This is a genomic window from Dyella sp. S184 (assembly GCF_009766065.1).
Taxonomy (GTDB): domain Bacteria; phylum Pseudomonadota; class Gammaproteobacteria; order Xanthomonadales; family Rhodanobacteraceae; genus Rhodanobacter.
This window is the reverse complement of record NZ_LMUE01000017.1, coordinates 1-16,422: the sequence shown is the minus strand read 5'-3', so window position 1 is coordinate 16,422 and position 16,422 is coordinate 1. Positions and strand designations below refer to the sequence as shown.

Here is a 16,422-nt window from a genome sequence, read left to right as displayed (position 1 = left end):
TCAGATAATTGTATCTGATGCCCCTGGGGGGACTTCCAACGAGCTCGGTTACCCGCCCGCAGGCCCTAAGTGCTCCACCTCTGGGTCGATCGCCAGTTGCTACAGCGCCCACTCGCTCGATTTCCGGGATTTTTCCCGCAGCTCTGCGATTTCGGAGTCCGTCAGGCGGTAGACCTCCCGCGCCCCGCCACATGAAGACAGCACGAGCATTGGATTCGATGAGGCTGCCGAAACCGCATCCGGGTTAATGCTTCCACCAACCTTGGATGCGTCCACGTATCTTCACTTCATCCAGCCTAGTCGATCGTTTCCGCGGCATAGATAGCGGTTGGAGTGTTCTTTTGTGCACGGGTCACCGGCCAGTAGAAAGGTGTGCCACGCCAGCCCTTCTCTGTAGAACCCTCTTGCCGAAGCAAGAAAAGAATCGGCTGGTCGATCGCATAAGTTTTCGCTACCTGGCCTTCGGTTTTTTCGGAGTCAGGCGTCTCGATGTACTTTGCATGTGATCCTGCGCCCGCTAGCCTCGCTGAATTGCGGCCCTCAGCAGCCCATAGCAAAACCTTCCCGCGCTTGGATTTGTCGGGATGTTGTTGGCTCAAGTGCGTCAGCACGGCCTCTGCTGCGACCCAGTTGAACTCCGGTGCGTCGTCTTCTGGAAACTCTAGGGTTGGACTGATCATCCACAACAAGTCGAGCGCGGCTTCCATAGGAATCAAAACCGGCTTTGCTGCATCGAAAGTGCAAAGCTTACTTGTTTAGTGGTAGTCGTCTTCGCGTTGGTGGCGGACGGCGAGTATTGTCACCGTGCGATCGTCCTCGATCTCGTACAACGCCACGTATCCGGATGCGCCGAACGAAACCAGCAGCTCTCGCAGGAACGGGTTGTCTGGATCGGCCTTACGACAGGTGAAGGGAAACGACTGGAGCAGCTCCAAGCTCTTATTGATGACATCCATTGCTCGCTGTGCCGCTTCCATGTCTTGCTCCAGCAGGAAGCCGTACAACCGCAGCAGATCGTCATGGGCCGCCCGCGTGTAGCGGACGCGCCAACTCACCGTTTGACCTTGCCGACCATTGCCTTGGTCAGCAAGCCACGCAGCTCGGCATGCACCGCTTCAGCCTCGTAGTACTCACCCGTCTGTCGTGCCTCGTCGCGCGAAGCCAGGCCACGCGCCACGAACTCCTGTTGCAACTGGCGCCGGGCCACTTGGTCACGCAGCGACTGTTCCATGAAGCTGGACAGGCTCTCGCCTTCGCGGAGGACGGCTTCAGCTGCCTGGCGCAGCTTTGGATCGACTCGAAGCGAAGGGATTGAAGCGGATTTCATGGGCACGCACCTCTTGCATTGCATTTGCAACGCAAGACTAGCATGGGGCGTTCGACCTTTCATTCCTCAAGTGGAATCGTGAATACCGATGGTCTTCTCAGGGACGATCCCGACCCATAGGACACAAAAAACCCCGCGATTTCGCGGGGTTATCTGTCTTCGCCTGATGGCTTGATCAGCCAAGAGAAGTGGTGGCTATGGGTGGACTCGAACCACCGACCCCAGCATTATGAGTGCTGTGCTCTAACCAGCTGAGCTACATAGCCTCGAAAAGGATATCCACCGTACCGATCTCGAGCGGGGCGCGGCAGTGTAGTCGTGTCGACTGGTACGTTCAAGTCTGATGCTTGCTGCTGCTTCGTGCGCTGTGGTTGAATCAGTTACAGGAGTGGGGCGGCCTTGCCTGCGGATACCGCGCCATACGGCTCCAGGAGGCGACATGATTGATGTTGATGGCTATCGTCCGAACGTGGGCATCGTGCTGCTCAATGCAGCCGGGCAGCTGTTCTGGGCGCGCCGGGTCAATCGTGATGGCTGGCAGTTTCCGCAGGGCGGCATGCGCTCGGACGAAACCCCGCTGGAAGCCATGTACCGGGAGCTGGAAGAGGAAACCGGACTGGCGCCGCACCACGTCGAAGTGATCACCGCCACCCATGGCTGGCTGCGCTACCGCCTGCCCAGCCGCTATGTGCGCCATCACCAGCGCCCCACCTGCATCGGCCAGAAGCAGGTGTGGTTCCTGCTCAAACTGGTCGCCAGCGAGGAGGAACTGAAGCTGGATGCCTGCGACAAGCCGGAGTTCGACATCTGGCGCTGGGTGGATTTCTGGTACCCGGCCGCGCACGTGGTCAACTTCAAGCGACAGGTCTACGAACGGGCGCTGCGCCACTTTGCACCGCTGGTGGAGGGGCTGTTCAGTGTCGAGCTCGGCAACCTGCCACCGCGGGAGAGCGCCGATACGCCGCCCACCCCGCCGCGCGACGGCTGCGAGGCCGCCTGAACGGGCGACGACGACCATCGTCTGATTGTTGACAATCATTCGCATTCGCGTTCTTATATGCGCATGTATATCTGCCTGTGCAACGCCGTTACCGACCATGACATCCGCCGCGAAGCGGCCGATGGCGTGCACACGTTTGCGGAATTGCAGGCGCGCACCGGCTGTTCGGATTGTTGCGGTTGCTGCGAGCAGGAAGCCCGCGCCACGCTGGATCATGCGATCGAACACGCGCTCGGCCAGCTGCCAATCCTCACGGCCTGAGCTTCAACCTCCTTCGAAACAGTCGTCGTGGCTGGCTCGTTCAGCGCGGACAAGGCGCAGGCAAACCATTGCCATTCGCATTACGTCCGTGCGTGCGCAGAGTTTGTATAGTGTGGCCTGAGTCAGCCGCCGGAGAGCCCCATGAAAGGTGATGCCAAGGTCATCGAGTTCCTCAACAAGGTGCTCTACAACGAGCTGACCGCGATCAACCAGTATTTCCTGCATTACCGCATGTACAAGGACTGGGGCTACACCGAGCTGGCCGAGCACGAATACAAGGAATCGATCGAGGAGATGAAGCACGCCGATCATCTGATCGAACGCATCCTGTTCCTCGACGGCCTACCGAACCTGCAGCATTTGGGCAAGCTGCGCATCGGCGAGAACGCTCTGGAGGCGTTGCAGGGCGACCTGGATCTGGAAATGGCCGCGGTGGTCGACCTGCGCGCGGCGATCGCGCACAGCGAGGGCATCGCCGACTACATCAGCCGCGACCTGTTCAAGAACATCCTGCACGACGAGGAAGAACACATCGACTGGCTGGAAACCCAGTTCAGCCTGGTCAAGGACATCGGCGCGGAGCGCTACCTGCAGAACAAGATGCAGAGCTGAGCCGCCCCACCGGCGCACCGAAGCGTGCGCCGGTTCCTTGACGCTTTCGTCATCGCAGGGCTATACCTTGGGTTTTACCCGGACTGGCCTGCATGGCTTCACGACCCCCACCGCGCTTTGTGGTGCGTCGGCACGATGATGCCGGCCCGCGCCAGCGTTGGCTGTGGCTGGGTTCGGCGTGGCTAGCCAGCCTGCTGCTGACCGGCTTGCTGGTTGGCCTGCTGACCCGGCATAGCAGCCCGGCGGCGAACGACCAGCGCCAACTGCGCGCACTCAACGCGCAGATCGATGATCTCAAGCAGCAGGTCGCGAATCTGCAGCGCGCGGCCCAGGTCAATGACGTCGCCACCCGCTCGCTGCGCGGCACTCTGGCCCAGCGCGAGGAAGAACTCAGCGGCCTGCGCGCCGACCTGGGTTTCTATTCACGACTGGTGGGCGGCGATGCCCAACGGGCCGGCCTGAAACTGCAGGAAGTGAAGCTGCAGCCGATCACCGGCTCGCACGGCTGGAACCTCACCCTCAGCCTGACCCAGAACGCCAAGCGCGACGAGGAAACCGTCGGCAACGCGCTGATCAGCGTGGAAGGCCTGCGCGGCGACAAGGTGGTCACGCTCGACTGGCCGGCGCTCGGCGATGCAGCGCTGAAGGATGGCCTGCCGTTCCATTTCGTCTATTTCCAGCAGCTGCACGGCACCTTCGTGTTGCCGGCGGATTTCCGCCCGACGCGGCTGCATATTCTCATTCAGCCCAGCAGCGGCGATCCGGTTGACCGTACCGTCGCCTGGGGCGCCGCGCTGAGCGGCGACATCACCACAGCCCAGGGGGACCAAGATGCTCAACCGTAAACGCAACGAGCGCAACAACACCAGCCACGAAACCAGCCTGATCGCCCGCGGCACGGTGATCCGCGGCGACCTTCGCTTCAGCGGTGCGCTGCATCTGGATGGCCGCATCGAAGGCACCGTGTTCGCCGAAGGCGAGGATGCGATGTTGACGCTCAGCGAGCACGGCCAGGTGCAAGGTGAGATCCGCGTGCCGCACGCGGTGATCAACGGCCACGTTACCGGCGACGTGCACATCAGCGCCCGGCTGGAACTGGCGGCGCAAGCGCGCATCGATGGCGACCTGCGCTATCACACGCTGGAAATGGCCGCTGGCGCCCAGGTCAACGGGCGTATCTCGCGCCAGGCCGAAGAGAGCCCGCGTGAGCTGCCGGCGCCGGAGGCAGCGGCCACCGACCTGCTCGACGACGCCATGCCGGCCTAAGCGGTATGCTTGCATCAACCGGCAACGCCCCCACTTGAACGTCATGGAAACTCTGCTCTCAATCCCCGATTACCGCAGCAGCGGTGCGCCGCTGCTGTTCACCGCTGCGGCTGCGCACAAGGTGCACGAGCTGATTGCCGAAGAAGGCAACCCGGCGCTGAAGCTGCGCGTTTACATCAGCGGCGGCGGTTGCTCGGGTTTCCAGTACGGCTTCACCTTCGACGAGGCCCAGGCCGAAGACGACTTTGCGGTCGAGCGCGAGGGCGTGACCCTGCTGTGCGATCCGCTGTCGCTGCAGTATCTCACCGGCGCGCAGATCGACTACGCCGAGAATCTCAGCGGCGCGCAGTTCGTGATCAGCAACCCGAACGCCAAGACCACCTGCGGCTGCGGCTCCTCGTTCTCCACCTGAAAGGCCGTCCGATGGATCGGGCCAAACTGCCGCCTCCCAATACCTTCGCTGGACTCAGCCTGGTTCTCGACCGGGTCGCCGAGCGACGCGATGACTCCGGGTGGGTTGCCGAACAGGCACGCTCCGCCGAGGCGCGCTACCTGCTGCTGGACGCGGCTGGCGAGGCATTCCTGCAGGGCGATCACGAGGCACTGCGCTGGCTCGACGTCAGCGAACGCGAACGCTGGCTCGACGACTTGCCGACCAGTCTGCTCGGCATCGCCGATGGACGCCCGCACTTCCTGCTGGTGCTGGACGACCCGGCGCGCATCACGGCACTGGAAACCGCACTCGACGCGCGCCGCGTGAGTCTGCGTGCCGCCGGCTTGCTGCTGCCGGCGCACGAGGCAGGGCTGTTCGCCTACGCCAAGGGCCTGTCGCACTGGCAGCGCGAGACGCGCCACTGCACGCGTTGCGGCTTCCCGCTGCAACTGGTCGCCGCCGGCCACCGGGGACAGTGCACGAACCCGAACTGCGGCCACCTGCATTTTCCGCGCACCGACGCTGCTGTGATCATGCTGGTCGAGCATGACGGTGCCTGCCTGCTCGGTCGCCAGGCCAGTTGGCCACCGAACCGCTATTCCACGCTGGCCGGTTTCGTCGAGCCCGGTGAATCGCTGGAAGATGCGGTGCGTCGCGAAGTGGCCGAGGAGTCCGGTGTCATCGTCGACGAGGTGCACTATCACTCCTCGCAGCCGTGGCCGATGCCCGCCTCACTGATGGTCGGCTTCATCGCCACCGCGCGGTCGCGGCAAATCATCATGCGCGACCACGAACTGGAAGACGCCCGCTGGTTCGCGCCACAGCAGATCATCGACGGCATCGCCGATGGCAGCTTCGTGCCTTCCACCGCGCTGTCGGTGTCGTACCAGTTGCTGGCGTACTGGCTGCAGCAGCGTGCCGGACTTGATCTGGGTGGCCTAGTTGCCGGCAGCCATTCGCACTGATTCCCGTGCGTGTCGCCACCGCAGCCGCTTATCGGCTCATCGAGAACGTCTGACACGCCTCGCCATGTTCCATCTGCGAACGGGCCGACCACTCGCATACAATGTAGCCACTGTCCGCGAGTCCGTCCGTCATGGCCATCCGTCTGCTTGTCATTCTCATCGCCCTCGGGCTGCTGCATGTCATGCCGCAGCTGGCACGCTGGCGCGGCGACGGCTGGTTCCGCCGCTGGGTGGCGCAATTGGCGGATACCAGCGGCAGCGGTCGCGTGCTGCTGGCCCTGCTGCTGCCGATAGCACTATGCGCGCTGCTCTGGTGGCTACTCGGCCACCTGCTGCTGGGCGATTTGTTGCAGATGCTGTTCTCGCTGGTGGTGCTGCTGTACTGCTTCGGCCCGCGCGATTTCGAGGCTGATCTGGAAGCGATCCTGAAGGCGCCCGACGGCGCCAGTCGTGAAGCTGCGGCGCAGGCCCTGGTCGATGATGGCGACACCGTCAGCTGGAACGCGGCGGCGCTGGGCGTCGCGATTGCCTACGCCGCACTGCGTCGCCGCTTCGGCGCGCTGCTGTGGTTTGTTCTGCTCGGCCCGGTCGGTGCGCTGCTGTATCGCCTGGCACAGATGCTCGGCCGCGACGACACGCTGCGCCTCGACCCAGGCAGTCGCACGACGGCCCGTTACGTGGCCAATGCACTGGACTGGCCCGCAGCGCAGCTACTGACCTTCACCCTGGCGATAGTCGGCCACTGGGAAGCCGTGATTGGTGCCTGGAAGCGCTGGCACGGCCAGGCGGCAGCTACCAGTTGGTACAGCGTCGGCCCAGGTTTTCTTGGTGCGGCAGCACAGGCCGATGTGCTGATCGATATCGAGGCTGGCGACGGCTACGCCGAGGAACACAGCGATCCGCTGGTTGAACTGGTGCGCCTGCGCAGCGCACTGTTGCGCGCACTGCTGGCATGGCTGAGCGTGGTGGCGCTGATCGTGCTCGGCGGCTGGGTGAGCTGACCCGTCCTAGGCGAGATCGCCGCGCAATTCGCGAATCCGCGTTTCCAGCGTCGCCGCGCTGACCTGTTGCGGCACCAGCGGTGCATCGACCACCAGCTCCACCCGGGCGCGGAAGCGCCGTGGCAATCGCGCGCGACGCAACATCGAGTCGCGCCGGCTCCACACACTGCCCCACAGGCCACGCAACGCCATCGGCACCACCGGCACCGGCCGGCGCGCCAGGATCTTTTCCACGCCCGGACGGAACGTCGCGATCTGGCCATCGCCAGTCAGTCCGCCCTCGGGAAAGATACACACCACTTCGCCTGCGGCCAGCGCCTCGTCGATGGCGTCATAAGCCTGTTGCAGCACGGCCGGATCTTCCTTGTAGCCCGCGATCGGGATCGCCTTCGCGGTACGGAAAACAAAGCTCAACAGCGGGATATTGAAGATCTTGTAATACATCACGAAGCGCACCGGCCGCCGCAGGTTCGCCATCAGCAGCAGCGGATCCACGAAACTGACGTGGTTGCAGACCAGCAGGGCAGCACCCTCCTCGGGAATGTGCTGCGCGCCGTCCGCACGCACCCGATACAGCGTGTTAACCAGCACCCAGGTGATGAAACGCATCAGGAACTCGGGCACCAGGGTGAAGATGTAGACGGCCACCACCACATTGAGCAGCGCATCGACCGCGAAAATCTCTGCCGCACTCATCCCCAGCCGGCTCAGCATCAGCCCGAACATCGAGGCCATCACGATCAGCAGCGCATTGATGATGTTGTTGCCGGCAATGATCCGCGACAGTTTTTCCCGTGGCGCGCGTGCCTGCACGAAGGCGAACAGCGGCACGACGTAGAAGCCGGCGAAAACGCCGATCGCGGTGAGATCCAGCACGATCCGCCAGCTGCCGGCCGCATGCAGGAAAGCCAGCCAGTCCAGGCCCTGCAGCACCGCCGCACCTGGCCGTGCGAAATACAGGTCGATGCCGAAAGCGGTAAGCCCGAACGCACCCAGCGGCACCAGCCCGATCTCCACCCGCTTGCCCGACATTTTCTCGCACAGCAGCGAGCCCACGCCGGTACCCAGCGAGAACAAGGTAAGCACCAGCGTACTCACCGAGCCGTCGCCGCCAAGGTTGAACTTGGTGTAGATCGGCAGCTGCGCCACCAGCACGGTGCCGAAGAACCAGAACCATGAGATGCCCAGCACCGCATTGAACACTGCACGATCGCTGTGCGTGATGCCGAGCACGCGCACCGTCTCGGTCACCGGGTTCCAGTTGAATTTCAGCTCGGGCGCCGTTGCCGGTGCGGGAGGAATCGCCCGGCTTGTACTGTAGCCGGCCAGCGCCACGGCAATGGTCAGCGCCGCCGACGCCAGCGGCCCCACCCCGGCAAGCAGCATCAACGCATTGCCCACGATCATGCCGATCAGGATCGCCAGCTGGGTACCCATCTCGACCATGCCGTTGCCGCCGACCAGTTCAGTGGGCTTCAACGCCTGAGGCAGGATCGCGTACTTGATCGGCCCGAACACCGTTGAGTGCACGCCCATCATGAACAGCACGATCAGCAGCAGCACCAGATGGTGGGTGTGGAAACCCCAGGCCGCCAGCAGCATGGCGGCGACCTCGAACAGCTTCACGTAGCGGATGATCCGCGTCTTCTCGAACTTTTCAGCGAGCTGCCCCGCCGTGGCCGAGAACAGGAAGTACGGCAGGATGAACAGCGCCGGCGCGAGATTGGTGTACAGCGACACCTGTCGTTCCGGCAGCCCCATCTGGAACGCCGCCAGCATCACCATCGCATTGCGGAACGCGCTGTCGTTGAACGCGCCCAGCGCCTGGGTCCAGAAGAACGGCGCAAAGCGCCGCTTGCCCAGCAGTGCGAATTGGCTCATGCGAAGCCCTGGTGAAGGAATATCCGCGTAAGCCCGCAGGCCTTCACGTCCGGAGGGATTATTGCCATGTGCAAGTCGCATGCACAACGCAAGCTGCAAGAGCTGATTCGACTCGGACCGAAGCCATGAAACTTTTGAGCGCTTACCACGTCGAAGTACGGAACCCGGGCCGGCCAAGCATTCCCGCCAACTCTGAGCATTTATCGTAATTTGCTGCGTTTTGATGTCGTGTTATTGCACTTTGCGGTAATTTACACGCGCAACACTTCGCAACTTTATGCAACCTTCAGCATTTCGCTGGCTTTCGGTATTACGATAGGCGCGCTTGCCCCCATTATCATCGCCCTGGCCACCGCCGATGAATACGCAAAAAAACACGCTCCCCACCACCGCAGGGACCTTCTCGGATCGCATAAAACTGCTGATCCAGCGCGTCGGCAGCGCTACCGAGATCGCCAGAATGTGCGGATTCTCGGAAGGTGTGGTGCGCAGTTGGCGCGATGGCAACACCGACCCTTCACGGGCGCGCTGCGTGACACTGGCGCGCACCTTGGGCATTTCGCTGGTCTGGCTGGTGGCGGGCGAGGGCACGCTGCAGCTCGACCCGAGTGTTCCCACCCTGGATGACCAGTACAGTTCGGAAAACGTGGCCTCCCATCGGCCGCGCCACCGGCTGGGAACGCAGCAGCATCAGGGGCATGCCGAGAGCACCGGTGTCGACACCCAGCGGCTGAATACCGCCATGCGCATTCTGCAGTCTGAGTTGAGCCTGGCCGGAAGCCAGCTTTCGATGTCGGAGAACACCGACCTGCTGACGCAGCTGTACGAAATCCTCGGCCCCGGCGGTTCCCATGTGGATCCGCTCGCGATGGTGACATTCAATCACCGCTTGGCAGAACGTATCCGCCTGGATCGTGGCACCGCCTGATTCCGCGCGCAGCGATCAAAGAAAAGAAAAAGCGGCAGCCATCATGGCTGCCGCTTTTTTTGTAGGCGCTGCTCAGAGCAGGGCGATATCGGCGATCGCGCTGAACTGTGCCTTCAGCTGCCCTAGCAGGGCGAGCCGGTTCGCGCGCACGGCAGGATTCTCGGCATTCACCAGCACATTGTCGAAGAAGGTATCCACCGGCACCTGCAGCTGCGACAGACGGGCCAGCACGGCGGTGTAGTCGCCGGCGGCCAATGGTTCGGCCGTGTCCCGTTGCGCTGAGGCGAGGGCATCAGCCAGTTCACGCTCGGCATCCACCTCGAAGTACGCCGGATCGACCGCGCGACCGATCGCCGGCGCGCCGGTTTCCTCGGCCTGCTTGCGCAGGATATTCGCGACACGCTTGTTGGCCGCAGCCAGGCTGGCCGCTTCCGGACGACGACCAAACTCGGCCACCGCACGCAGGCGCCGATCGAAATCGGCCAGGCTGCCTGGCTGCACCGCCAGCACGGCTTCGAACTGTGCGTTGTCGAACCCCTGCTCGGCGTAGTAGCCGCGCAGACGATCGAGCACGAAGTCGTACAACTCGTCGAGCAGGATCGCCCGCCGCTGGCCCGCATTCAGGACCGGCGGCTTGCCGTCCTTGCCGGGTTTCAGGCCCGCGGCCAGTGCGCCGTCGGGCAGCAGTTCCAGCGCCTCGACGAGGCTGCCGCGCAGATCAAGCTCCAGACCACCTTCGATCAGCGTGCGCGCCAGTCCCAACGCAGCCCGGCGCAGCGCGAACGGATCCTTGTTGCCGCTCGGCTTCATGCCGACCGCGAAGATGCCGGCCAACGTGTCCAGTCGCTCGGCCACGGCCAGTACCTGGCCCAGCCGGCCGGGAGCGATCGCATCGCCACCGAAGCGCGGCTGGTAATAACTGTCCAGCGCCGCGGCCACTTCGGCCGGCTCACCATCATGGCTGGCGTAATAGCGGCCCATCACGCCCTGCAGTTCGGGAAACTCCCCGACCATGCGAGTCAGGAGGTCGCACTTGCTCAGGCTCGCCGCGCGGGTGGCGGCACCGGCATCCACGCCAACCCGGTTGGCGATCACGCGCGCCAGCTCGGCCACGCGCACGCTCTTGTCCCACAGACTGCCCAGCGCCTGCTGGTAGGTGACGCTCTTGAGCTGCTCCTGATAGCTGGCGAGTGGCGTCTTCAGATCCTCGTCCCAGAAGAATTTGGCATCGGCGAAACGCGGGCGTATCACCCGCTCGTAGCCTTTGCGGATCTCGGCCGGATCCTTGCTGTCGATATTCGCGATGCCGATGAAATGCTCGGTGAGTTTGCCGTCTGCATCAAACACCGGCACGAATTTCTGGTTCGCCACCATGGTGGTCACCAAGGCCTCCGGCGGAACGCTGAGGAACTCGCGCTCGAACGTGCAGGCAATTGCAGCCGGCCATTCCGTAAGGTTGGCCAACTCGTCGAGCAACGCAGCATCCAGTCGCGGCACGCCACCCGTCTGTTTGCTGACCTGTTCGACCTGCGCGCGGATGCGCTGGCGTCGCTCCAGCGGGTCGGCCAACACGTTGGAAGCACGCATCGCATCCAGCCAACTGTCAGCATCGGCCACATGTACCGGCTGCGGATGCATGAAGCGGTGGCCGCGCGACTTGCGGCCGCTCTTCAGGCCCAGCACTTCGCCGTCGACAATCTCGGCACCATGCAGGATCACCAGCCAGTGCACGGGACGCACGAAGCTGTAGTCGTGATCGGCCCAGCGCATCGGGCGCGGAATCGGCAGCCCCTTCAGTGCCTCTTCGATGATTTCCAGCAACAAGGCGGCTACCGGCTGGCCCGGCTTCACCGCACGGAACACGAACCACGCGCCCTTGTCGGTCTGCAGCTTTTCAAGTTGTTCGACGCCGACACCGCACGATTGCGCGAAACCGAGCAGCGCCTTGGACGGTTGCCCTTCGGCATCCAGCGCGGCGTTCATGGCCGGGCCACGGCGCTCGATCGTCTGCTCCGGTTGCGCCTGCGCAATACCAGGGATATGCACCGCCAGACGGCGTGGCGAGGCATAGGCTTTCGCCTGATCCAGCGCGGCATCGATACCGCGTTTGGCCAGACCATCACAGATACCGCGCAGAAATGCCGCGGAAAGCTCATCGAGCGCCTTCGGCGGCAGTTCCTCGGTACCCAGTTCGATCAACAGCGGCTTGTGCTCAGCCATGGGCCAGTTCCTTCACTTGCTTGAGGCCCGGGAAACCGAGTTTCTCGCGCTGCGCCACATAGATTTCGGCCACGCTGCGCGACAAGGTGCGCACGCGCAGGATGTAGCGTTGCCGCTCGGTGACACTGATCGCGCGGCGCGCATCGAGCAGGTTGAACGTGTGGCTGGCCTTCATCACCTGCTCGTAAGCCGGCAGCGGCAGGTTCGCGCCAATCAGCTGGTTGGCGGTGGCTTCGCACACGTCGAACCAATGCAGCAGCTCGGGTACGTTGGCGTACTCGAAGTTGTAGGTGCTCTGCTCCACTTCGCTCTGGTGGAATACATCGCCGTAGGTCACGGTACCGCGCGGGCCATCCGTCCAGACCAGGTCGTAGACGTTGTCCACGTTCTGCAGGTACATCGCCAGCCGTTCCAGACCGTAGGTGATCTCGCCGGTCACCGGTCGACACTCCAGGCCGCCAGCTTGCTGGAAGTAGGTGAACTGGGTCACTTCCATGCCGTTCAACCAGACTTCCCAGCCGAGGCCCCAGGCACCCAAGGTTGGCGACTCCCAGTTGTCCTCGACGAAGCGCAGATCATGTATCAGTGGATCGAGGCCAAGCTCCTTCAGCGAACCGATGTACAGCTCGAGGATGTTCTCCGGGTTCGGCTTCATCACCACCTGATACTGGTAGTAATGCTGCAGGCGATTGGGGTTTTCGCCATAACGACCGTCGGTGGGGCGACGCGAGGGCTGCACATAGGCCGCCGCCCACGGCTCGGGACCGAGTGCGCGCAGGAAGGTGGCGGGGTGGAACGTGCCGGCACCGACCTCGGTATCGAGTGGCTGCAACAACACGCAACCCTGCGCCGCCCAGTAGCGGTTGAGGGTCTGGATGACGTCCTGGAAGGTGCGCGCGGACATGGTTTTCCGTGACCTTGGATAAAGCGCGATAGTATAGCCGCAGCTTGCATTCCCACTGGTTTGCACCCGGCAGAAGACGTTACGGGAGGAACATCCGGATGGCCGCATCACCGCAAATCGCATCCCTGCTGGGTCGCCGTGGCCGTCTGGAACTGGACGACCTGCTGGCGGCGCTGGTCGTCGACGGATACCTGCTGGCCGATGACGCCAAGCAGGTACGCATGGGCGCACGCTCTGGCCGCAGCACGGTGGAACTGCATCCGCTGGTGTTGATCGCCAATGCCAAGCTGGCGAATCAGCGAGAGCCGGGCCGGCCATTGAAGCTGGAAGCCTTGACCGAATGGCTGGCCAACCATGCCGGCCTGCCGTATCTGAAAATCGATCCGATGAAGATCAACGCCACCTCGGTGACCCAGGTGGTGAGCCATGCCTACGCCCTGCGCCACCGGATCCTGCCGGTCGCCGCCTCGGCGGGCGAGGTGACGTTTGCTACCTGCGAACCGTTCGATGCGGCATGGGCCAGCGACCTGGCACAGATGCTGCGTCGTGATGTGCACCGCGTGGTGTCCAGTCCGATCGACATCAACCGTTATCTGCAGGAATTCTACGGCGTCCAGCGCTCGATCCAGCTGGCCAGGGACGCCAAGGTCAACGACAACAACGCCTCGGCGATCCTCAACTTCGAGCAGCTGGTCGAGCTGGGCAAGAGTGGCGAGGTCGGTGCCGATGACCGCCATGTGGTGCACATCGTCGACTGGTTGCTGCAGTACGCGTTCGAGCAGCGCGCGTCGGACATCCATCTGGAGCCACGTCGCGACACCGGGCTGATCCGCTTCCGCATCGACGGCAAGATGCTCAAGGTGTTCGAGTTGCCCTCGCCGGTAATGACCGCCGTGACCGCGCGCATCAAGATCCTCGCGCGCATGGACGTCGCGGAGAAGCGCCGGCCACAGGATGGCCGCATCAAGACCCGCTCGGCTTCCGGTCGTGAAGTGGAGCTGCGCATCTCCAACATGCCTACCGCGTTTGGCGAAAAGGTGGTGATGCGCATCTTCGATCCGGATCTGGTCGTCAAGGATTTTGCCCAGCTCGGCTTTTCCCCCGGTGAGGGCGTCCTTTGGCGCAGCATGGTGGAACGTCCGCACGGCATCGTGCTGGTCACCGGCCCGACCGGTTCGGGCAAGACCACCACGCTGTATTCCACGCTGAAGCATCTGGCCACGCCGGAACTCAATGTGTGCACGGTGGAAGATCCGATCGAGATGGTCTCGCCGGAATTCAACCAGATGCAGGTGCATGCTGCGATCGACCTGGATTTTGCTGCAGGCGTTCGCACCCTGCTGCGACAGGATCCGGACATCATCATGGTTGGCGAAATCCGCGACCTCGAAACCGCGCAGATGGCGGTACAGGCCTCGTTGACCGGCCACCTGGTGCTGTCCACTCTGCATACCAACGATGCACCGAGCGCGGTCACCCGCCTGCTCGATCTCGGCGTGCCGCATTACCTGATCCAGTCCACCCTCACCGGTGTGGTCGCGCAGCGTCTGGTGCGAACGCTATGCCCCCACTGCAAGCAAGAAACCACGCAGGATCCGCAGGCATGGAATGTCCTGACCCATGGCTGGTCGATACCGGTGCCTGACAAGGTATTCCAGCCGGTCGGCTGCCTGGAATGCCGCAACACCGGATTCCTCGGCCGCACCGGCATCTACGAAATGATGAAGCTTTCGCCGCGGCTGCGCGGGCTCATTTCGGCCGAGCTCGACCTGAGCAACTTCGGTCAGGCGGCATTATCCGAAGGCATGCGACCGTTGCGCATCTCCGCTGCCGATCAAGTGGCCGCGGGGCTGACCACCGTGCAGGAAATACTTACCGTGCTGCCGCCGATCGAAGCCTTCGACGATACCAAACCATAAAGACGTCCATTCCGCACCCGACCTTGCCCTGCATGAAACCCGTATTGATCATCCGAACCGGCCGTGCGCCGGACAACATCCGTGGCCGGCATGGCGACTTTCCTCATTGGTTTCGGATTTGCACAGGGCTACGACTGCAGCAACTGCAGGTGATTGATGTCGCTGCTGGTGAAGCACTTCCGCCCGTACAGGACGTTGCCGGCGCCATGATCACCGGCTCGGCGGCCATGGTCACGGAGCGTGCGACATGGAGCGAGCGCACCGCAGGCTGGATCCGCAACGCGATGGATGTCGAGCTGCCGTTGTTCGGTGTCTGCTACGGCCATCAGTTGATGGCGCATGCACTGGGCGGACGCGTCGATTACCTGCCTGGTGGTCGCGAGATCGGAACCCAGCCGATCGAACTGCTTGATGCTGCTGCATCCGACTCCCTGGCCTGCACACTCCCGGCCAGTTTCCGTGCACACACCACCCACGAACAGAGCGTACTCGAGCCGCCGCCGGGCTCTGCCGTACTGGCCCGCTCTGCTCGCGATCCGCACCAGCTGTTGCGCCACGGGCCGGAGGCTATCAGCACGCAGTTCCATCCGGAGTTCAATGCCGAGGTGATGCGTGCGTACATCAAGCGCAAACATGCCGACATGCAACGCGAAGGTGCTGATCCAAAGCAGGCCTTCGGTAACGTAGCCGCCACGCCGGTCGCCCGCCAGTTGTTGCGGCAGTTCGCGCGTCAGAACAAATGGTCCCATGCCGCAGCATGCGGTTGATGTACTCAGCCGCGCAGACGGCGGGCGATCGTGTCGCGTGAGAACAGGGCAAACACCACGCCGAACAGAAAGCCACCGATATGCGCCCACCACACATAGGCGCCATAACTCGGCCCGGCATAGCTGAACAGCAATTGCAGCAGTACCCAGATGCCGATCAGCAGAAAGGCCGGCACCCGCACAAACTCCAGATAGAGTCCAAGCGGCAGCACCAAGCCGAGCTTGGCGCGCGGAAACAGCGCCACGTAGGTACCCACCACCGCTGATACTGCGCCACTGCAGCCGATGATCGGCAGCCGTACGCCGGTCAGCGACAAGGCACCGATCAAGTTCGCCACGATCCCGCCGAGCACGAACAACAGCAGGAACCGCAGCGAGCCCAGAGCACGCTCGCCCGGCAGGCCAAAGATCGCCAGAAACAATAGATTGCTGAGCAGATGTAGCCAGGTCACATGGATGAACAGTGCCGTGAACAGCCGCAGCAGGGCTGGGTCGGCCAACTGCGGCAGCAGCGCCTCATGCGGGTTGAAAATGTTGGCCGGTACGGTGCCCCATTCCAGCAACAACGGCCCGCGTTGCGGTACCGGGGTCAGCGCCAGTCCGACAAAACATGCCACGCACAGCGTGACCACCAGCAAGGTGGCCCAATGCCAACGAGGACGGCGACGTGTTTCGACGTGGACAAACAAGAGCGCGCTCCCTCCAACACCGACTGGATCGCGGCGTGTTGTCCATCATAGGTGATCGCAGAGCATCGACGGCGATCGACACCGCGGCAATTCCATCGCATACGACAACGCACACATCGTCGCCGCAACAATTCGGATCGCCAAAAAGAACAAACCCCCGTAGCGTGAGCTACGAGGGTTTGGGGATAAAGCCCCTGGCGGTGACCTGTTGCGGGTCGCGATCTTCGATCGCAACAGCAACGCCAAGCA

18 protein-coding genes and 1 tRNA gene are annotated in these 16,422 nt (G+C 63.1%); 11 read left to right on the top strand and 8 right to left on the bottom strand.

Going from position 1 to position 16,422, the window contains the following annotated elements; translation table 11 throughout:
* Window positions 1-296: 296 nt before the first annotated feature.
* From GSQ75_RS17905 to GSQ75_RS17890, 4 genes are all read right to left on the bottom strand, one after another.
* On the bottom strand, window positions 297-707 hold the full coding sequence (locus GSQ75_RS17905) for a hypothetical protein (protein ID WP_216840707.1): 411 nt from the start codon (window positions 705-707) through the stop codon (window positions 297-299).
* 48 nt (window positions 708-755) lie between these two features.
* Entirely contained in the window at window positions 756-1,055 is a 300-nt protein-coding gene (locus GSQ75_RS17900) for a type II toxin-antitoxin system RelE/ParE family toxin (RefSeq protein WP_158756249.1), read from the bottom strand.
* Entirely contained in the window at window positions 1,052-1,327 is a 276-nt protein-coding gene (locus GSQ75_RS17895) for a YlcI/YnfO family protein (RefSeq protein ID WP_158756248.1), read from the bottom strand. The genes GSQ75_RS17900 and GSQ75_RS17895 overlap by 4 nt, the downstream gene beginning before the upstream one ends.
* 189 nt (window positions 1,328-1,516) lie before the next feature.
* A tRNA-Met gene (locus GSQ75_RS17890) sits at window positions 1,517-1,593 on the bottom strand.
* 173 nt (window positions 1,594-1,766) lie between these two features.
* Here GSQ75_RS17890 and GSQ75_RS17885 point away from each other — a divergent pair.
* The 8 genes from GSQ75_RS17885 (at window position 1,767) to GSQ75_RS17850 (ending at window position 6,865) form a co-directional block, all read left to right on the top strand.
* Entirely contained in the window at window positions 1,767-2,327 is a 561-nt protein-coding gene (locus tag GSQ75_RS17885; protein WP_158756247.1) for an RNA pyrophosphohydrolase, read from the top strand.
* Between the two features lie 63 nt (window positions 2,328-2,390).
* Entirely contained in the window at window positions 2,391-2,588 is a 198-nt protein-coding gene (locus GSQ75_RS17880) for a (2Fe-2S)-binding protein (protein ID WP_216840712.1), read from the top strand.
* 141 nt (window positions 2,589-2,729) lie between these two features.
* Window positions 2,730-3,200, top strand: coding sequence for a bacterioferritin (bfr, locus tag GSQ75_RS17875; RefSeq protein ID WP_158756245.1), 471 nt, complete (start codon window positions 2,730-2,732; stop codon window positions 3,198-3,200).
* Between the two features lie 92 nt (window positions 3,201-3,292).
* Window positions 3,293-4,045 carry a DUF6776 family protein gene (locus GSQ75_RS17870; protein WP_158756244.1) on the top strand — a complete coding sequence of 251 codons (753 nt, stop codon included), beginning with the start codon at window positions 3,293-3,295 and terminating at the stop codon, window positions 4,043-4,045.
* Window positions 4,032-4,466 carry a polymer-forming cytoskeletal protein gene (locus GSQ75_RS17865; protein ID WP_158756243.1) on the top strand — a complete coding sequence of 145 codons (435 nt, stop codon included), beginning with the start codon at window positions 4,032-4,034 and terminating at the stop codon, window positions 4,464-4,466. Before GSQ75_RS17870 ends, GSQ75_RS17865 begins: the two co-directional genes overlap by 14 nt.
* A 43-nt stretch (window positions 4,467-4,509) precedes the next feature.
* Window positions 4,510-4,878, top strand: coding sequence for an iron-sulfur cluster insertion protein ErpA (erpA, locus tag GSQ75_RS17860; RefSeq protein ID WP_077518920.1), 369 nt, complete (start codon window positions 4,510-4,512; stop codon window positions 4,876-4,878).
* An 11-nt stretch (window positions 4,879-4,889) separates the two neighbouring features.
* Complete coding sequence (gene nudC, locus GSQ75_RS17855; RefSeq protein ID WP_158756242.1) at window positions 4,890-5,864, top strand: NAD(+) diphosphatase; 975 nt, start codon at window positions 4,890-4,892, stop codon at window positions 5,862-5,864.
* Between the two features lie 131 nt (window positions 5,865-5,995).
* A complete protein-coding gene (locus GSQ75_RS17850) occupies window positions 5,996-6,865 on the top strand; it encodes a beta-lactamase induction protein (RefSeq protein ID WP_158756241.1) in 870 nt (289 codons plus the stop codon).
* Window positions 6,866-6,871: 6 nt separating this feature from the next.
* Here the strand turns inward: GSQ75_RS17850 and GSQ75_RS17845 are convergent, their stop codons facing one another.
* Window positions 6,872-8,746, bottom strand: coding sequence for an MFS transporter (locus GSQ75_RS17845; RefSeq protein ID WP_158756240.1), 1,875 nt, complete (start codon window positions 8,744-8,746; stop codon window positions 6,872-6,874).
* Between the two features lie 358 nt (window positions 8,747-9,104).
* Between GSQ75_RS17845 and GSQ75_RS17840 the strand changes: the two genes are divergently transcribed.
* Window positions 9,105-9,674, top strand: a complete 570-nt coding sequence (locus GSQ75_RS17840) for a helix-turn-helix transcriptional regulator (protein ID WP_158756239.1) — start codon at window positions 9,105-9,107, stop codon at window positions 9,672-9,674.
* 72 nt (window positions 9,675-9,746) lie between these two features.
* Here the strand turns inward: GSQ75_RS17840 and glyS are convergent, their stop codons facing one another.
* Complete coding sequence (gene glyS, locus GSQ75_RS17835; protein WP_158756238.1) at window positions 9,747-11,894, bottom strand: glycine--tRNA ligase subunit beta; 2,148 nt, start codon at window positions 11,892-11,894, stop codon at window positions 9,747-9,749.
* A complete protein-coding gene (glyQ, locus tag GSQ75_RS17830) occupies window positions 11,887-12,798 on the bottom strand; it encodes a glycine--tRNA ligase subunit alpha (RefSeq protein WP_158756237.1) in 912 nt (303 codons plus the stop codon). The genes glyS and glyQ overlap by 8 nt, the downstream gene beginning before the upstream one ends.
* Window positions 12,799-12,896: 98 nt before the next feature.
* On the opposite strand from glyQ, the gene GSQ75_RS17825 reads away from it, so the two are divergent.
* Window positions 12,897-14,717: a GspE/PulE family protein gene (locus GSQ75_RS17825; protein WP_158756236.1), complete on the top strand. Its 1,821-nt coding sequence runs from the start codon at window positions 12,897-12,899 to the stop codon at window positions 14,715-14,717.
* Window positions 14,718-14,749: 32 nt separating this feature from the next.
* A complete protein-coding gene (locus GSQ75_RS17820; protein WP_158756235.1) occupies window positions 14,750-15,484 on the top strand; it encodes a glutamine amidotransferase in 735 nt (244 codons plus the stop codon).
* Window positions 15,485-15,489: 5 nt separating this feature from the next.
* Here GSQ75_RS17820 and GSQ75_RS17815 read toward each other — a convergent pair whose 3' ends face one another.
* The gene (locus GSQ75_RS17815; protein ID WP_158756234.1) at window positions 15,490-16,173 is read right to left on the bottom strand and encodes a rhomboid family intramembrane serine protease; all 684 of its coding nucleotides are present in this window, start codon (window positions 16,171-16,173) and stop codon (window positions 15,490-15,492) included.
* Window positions 16,174-16,422: the final 249 nt, after the last annotated feature.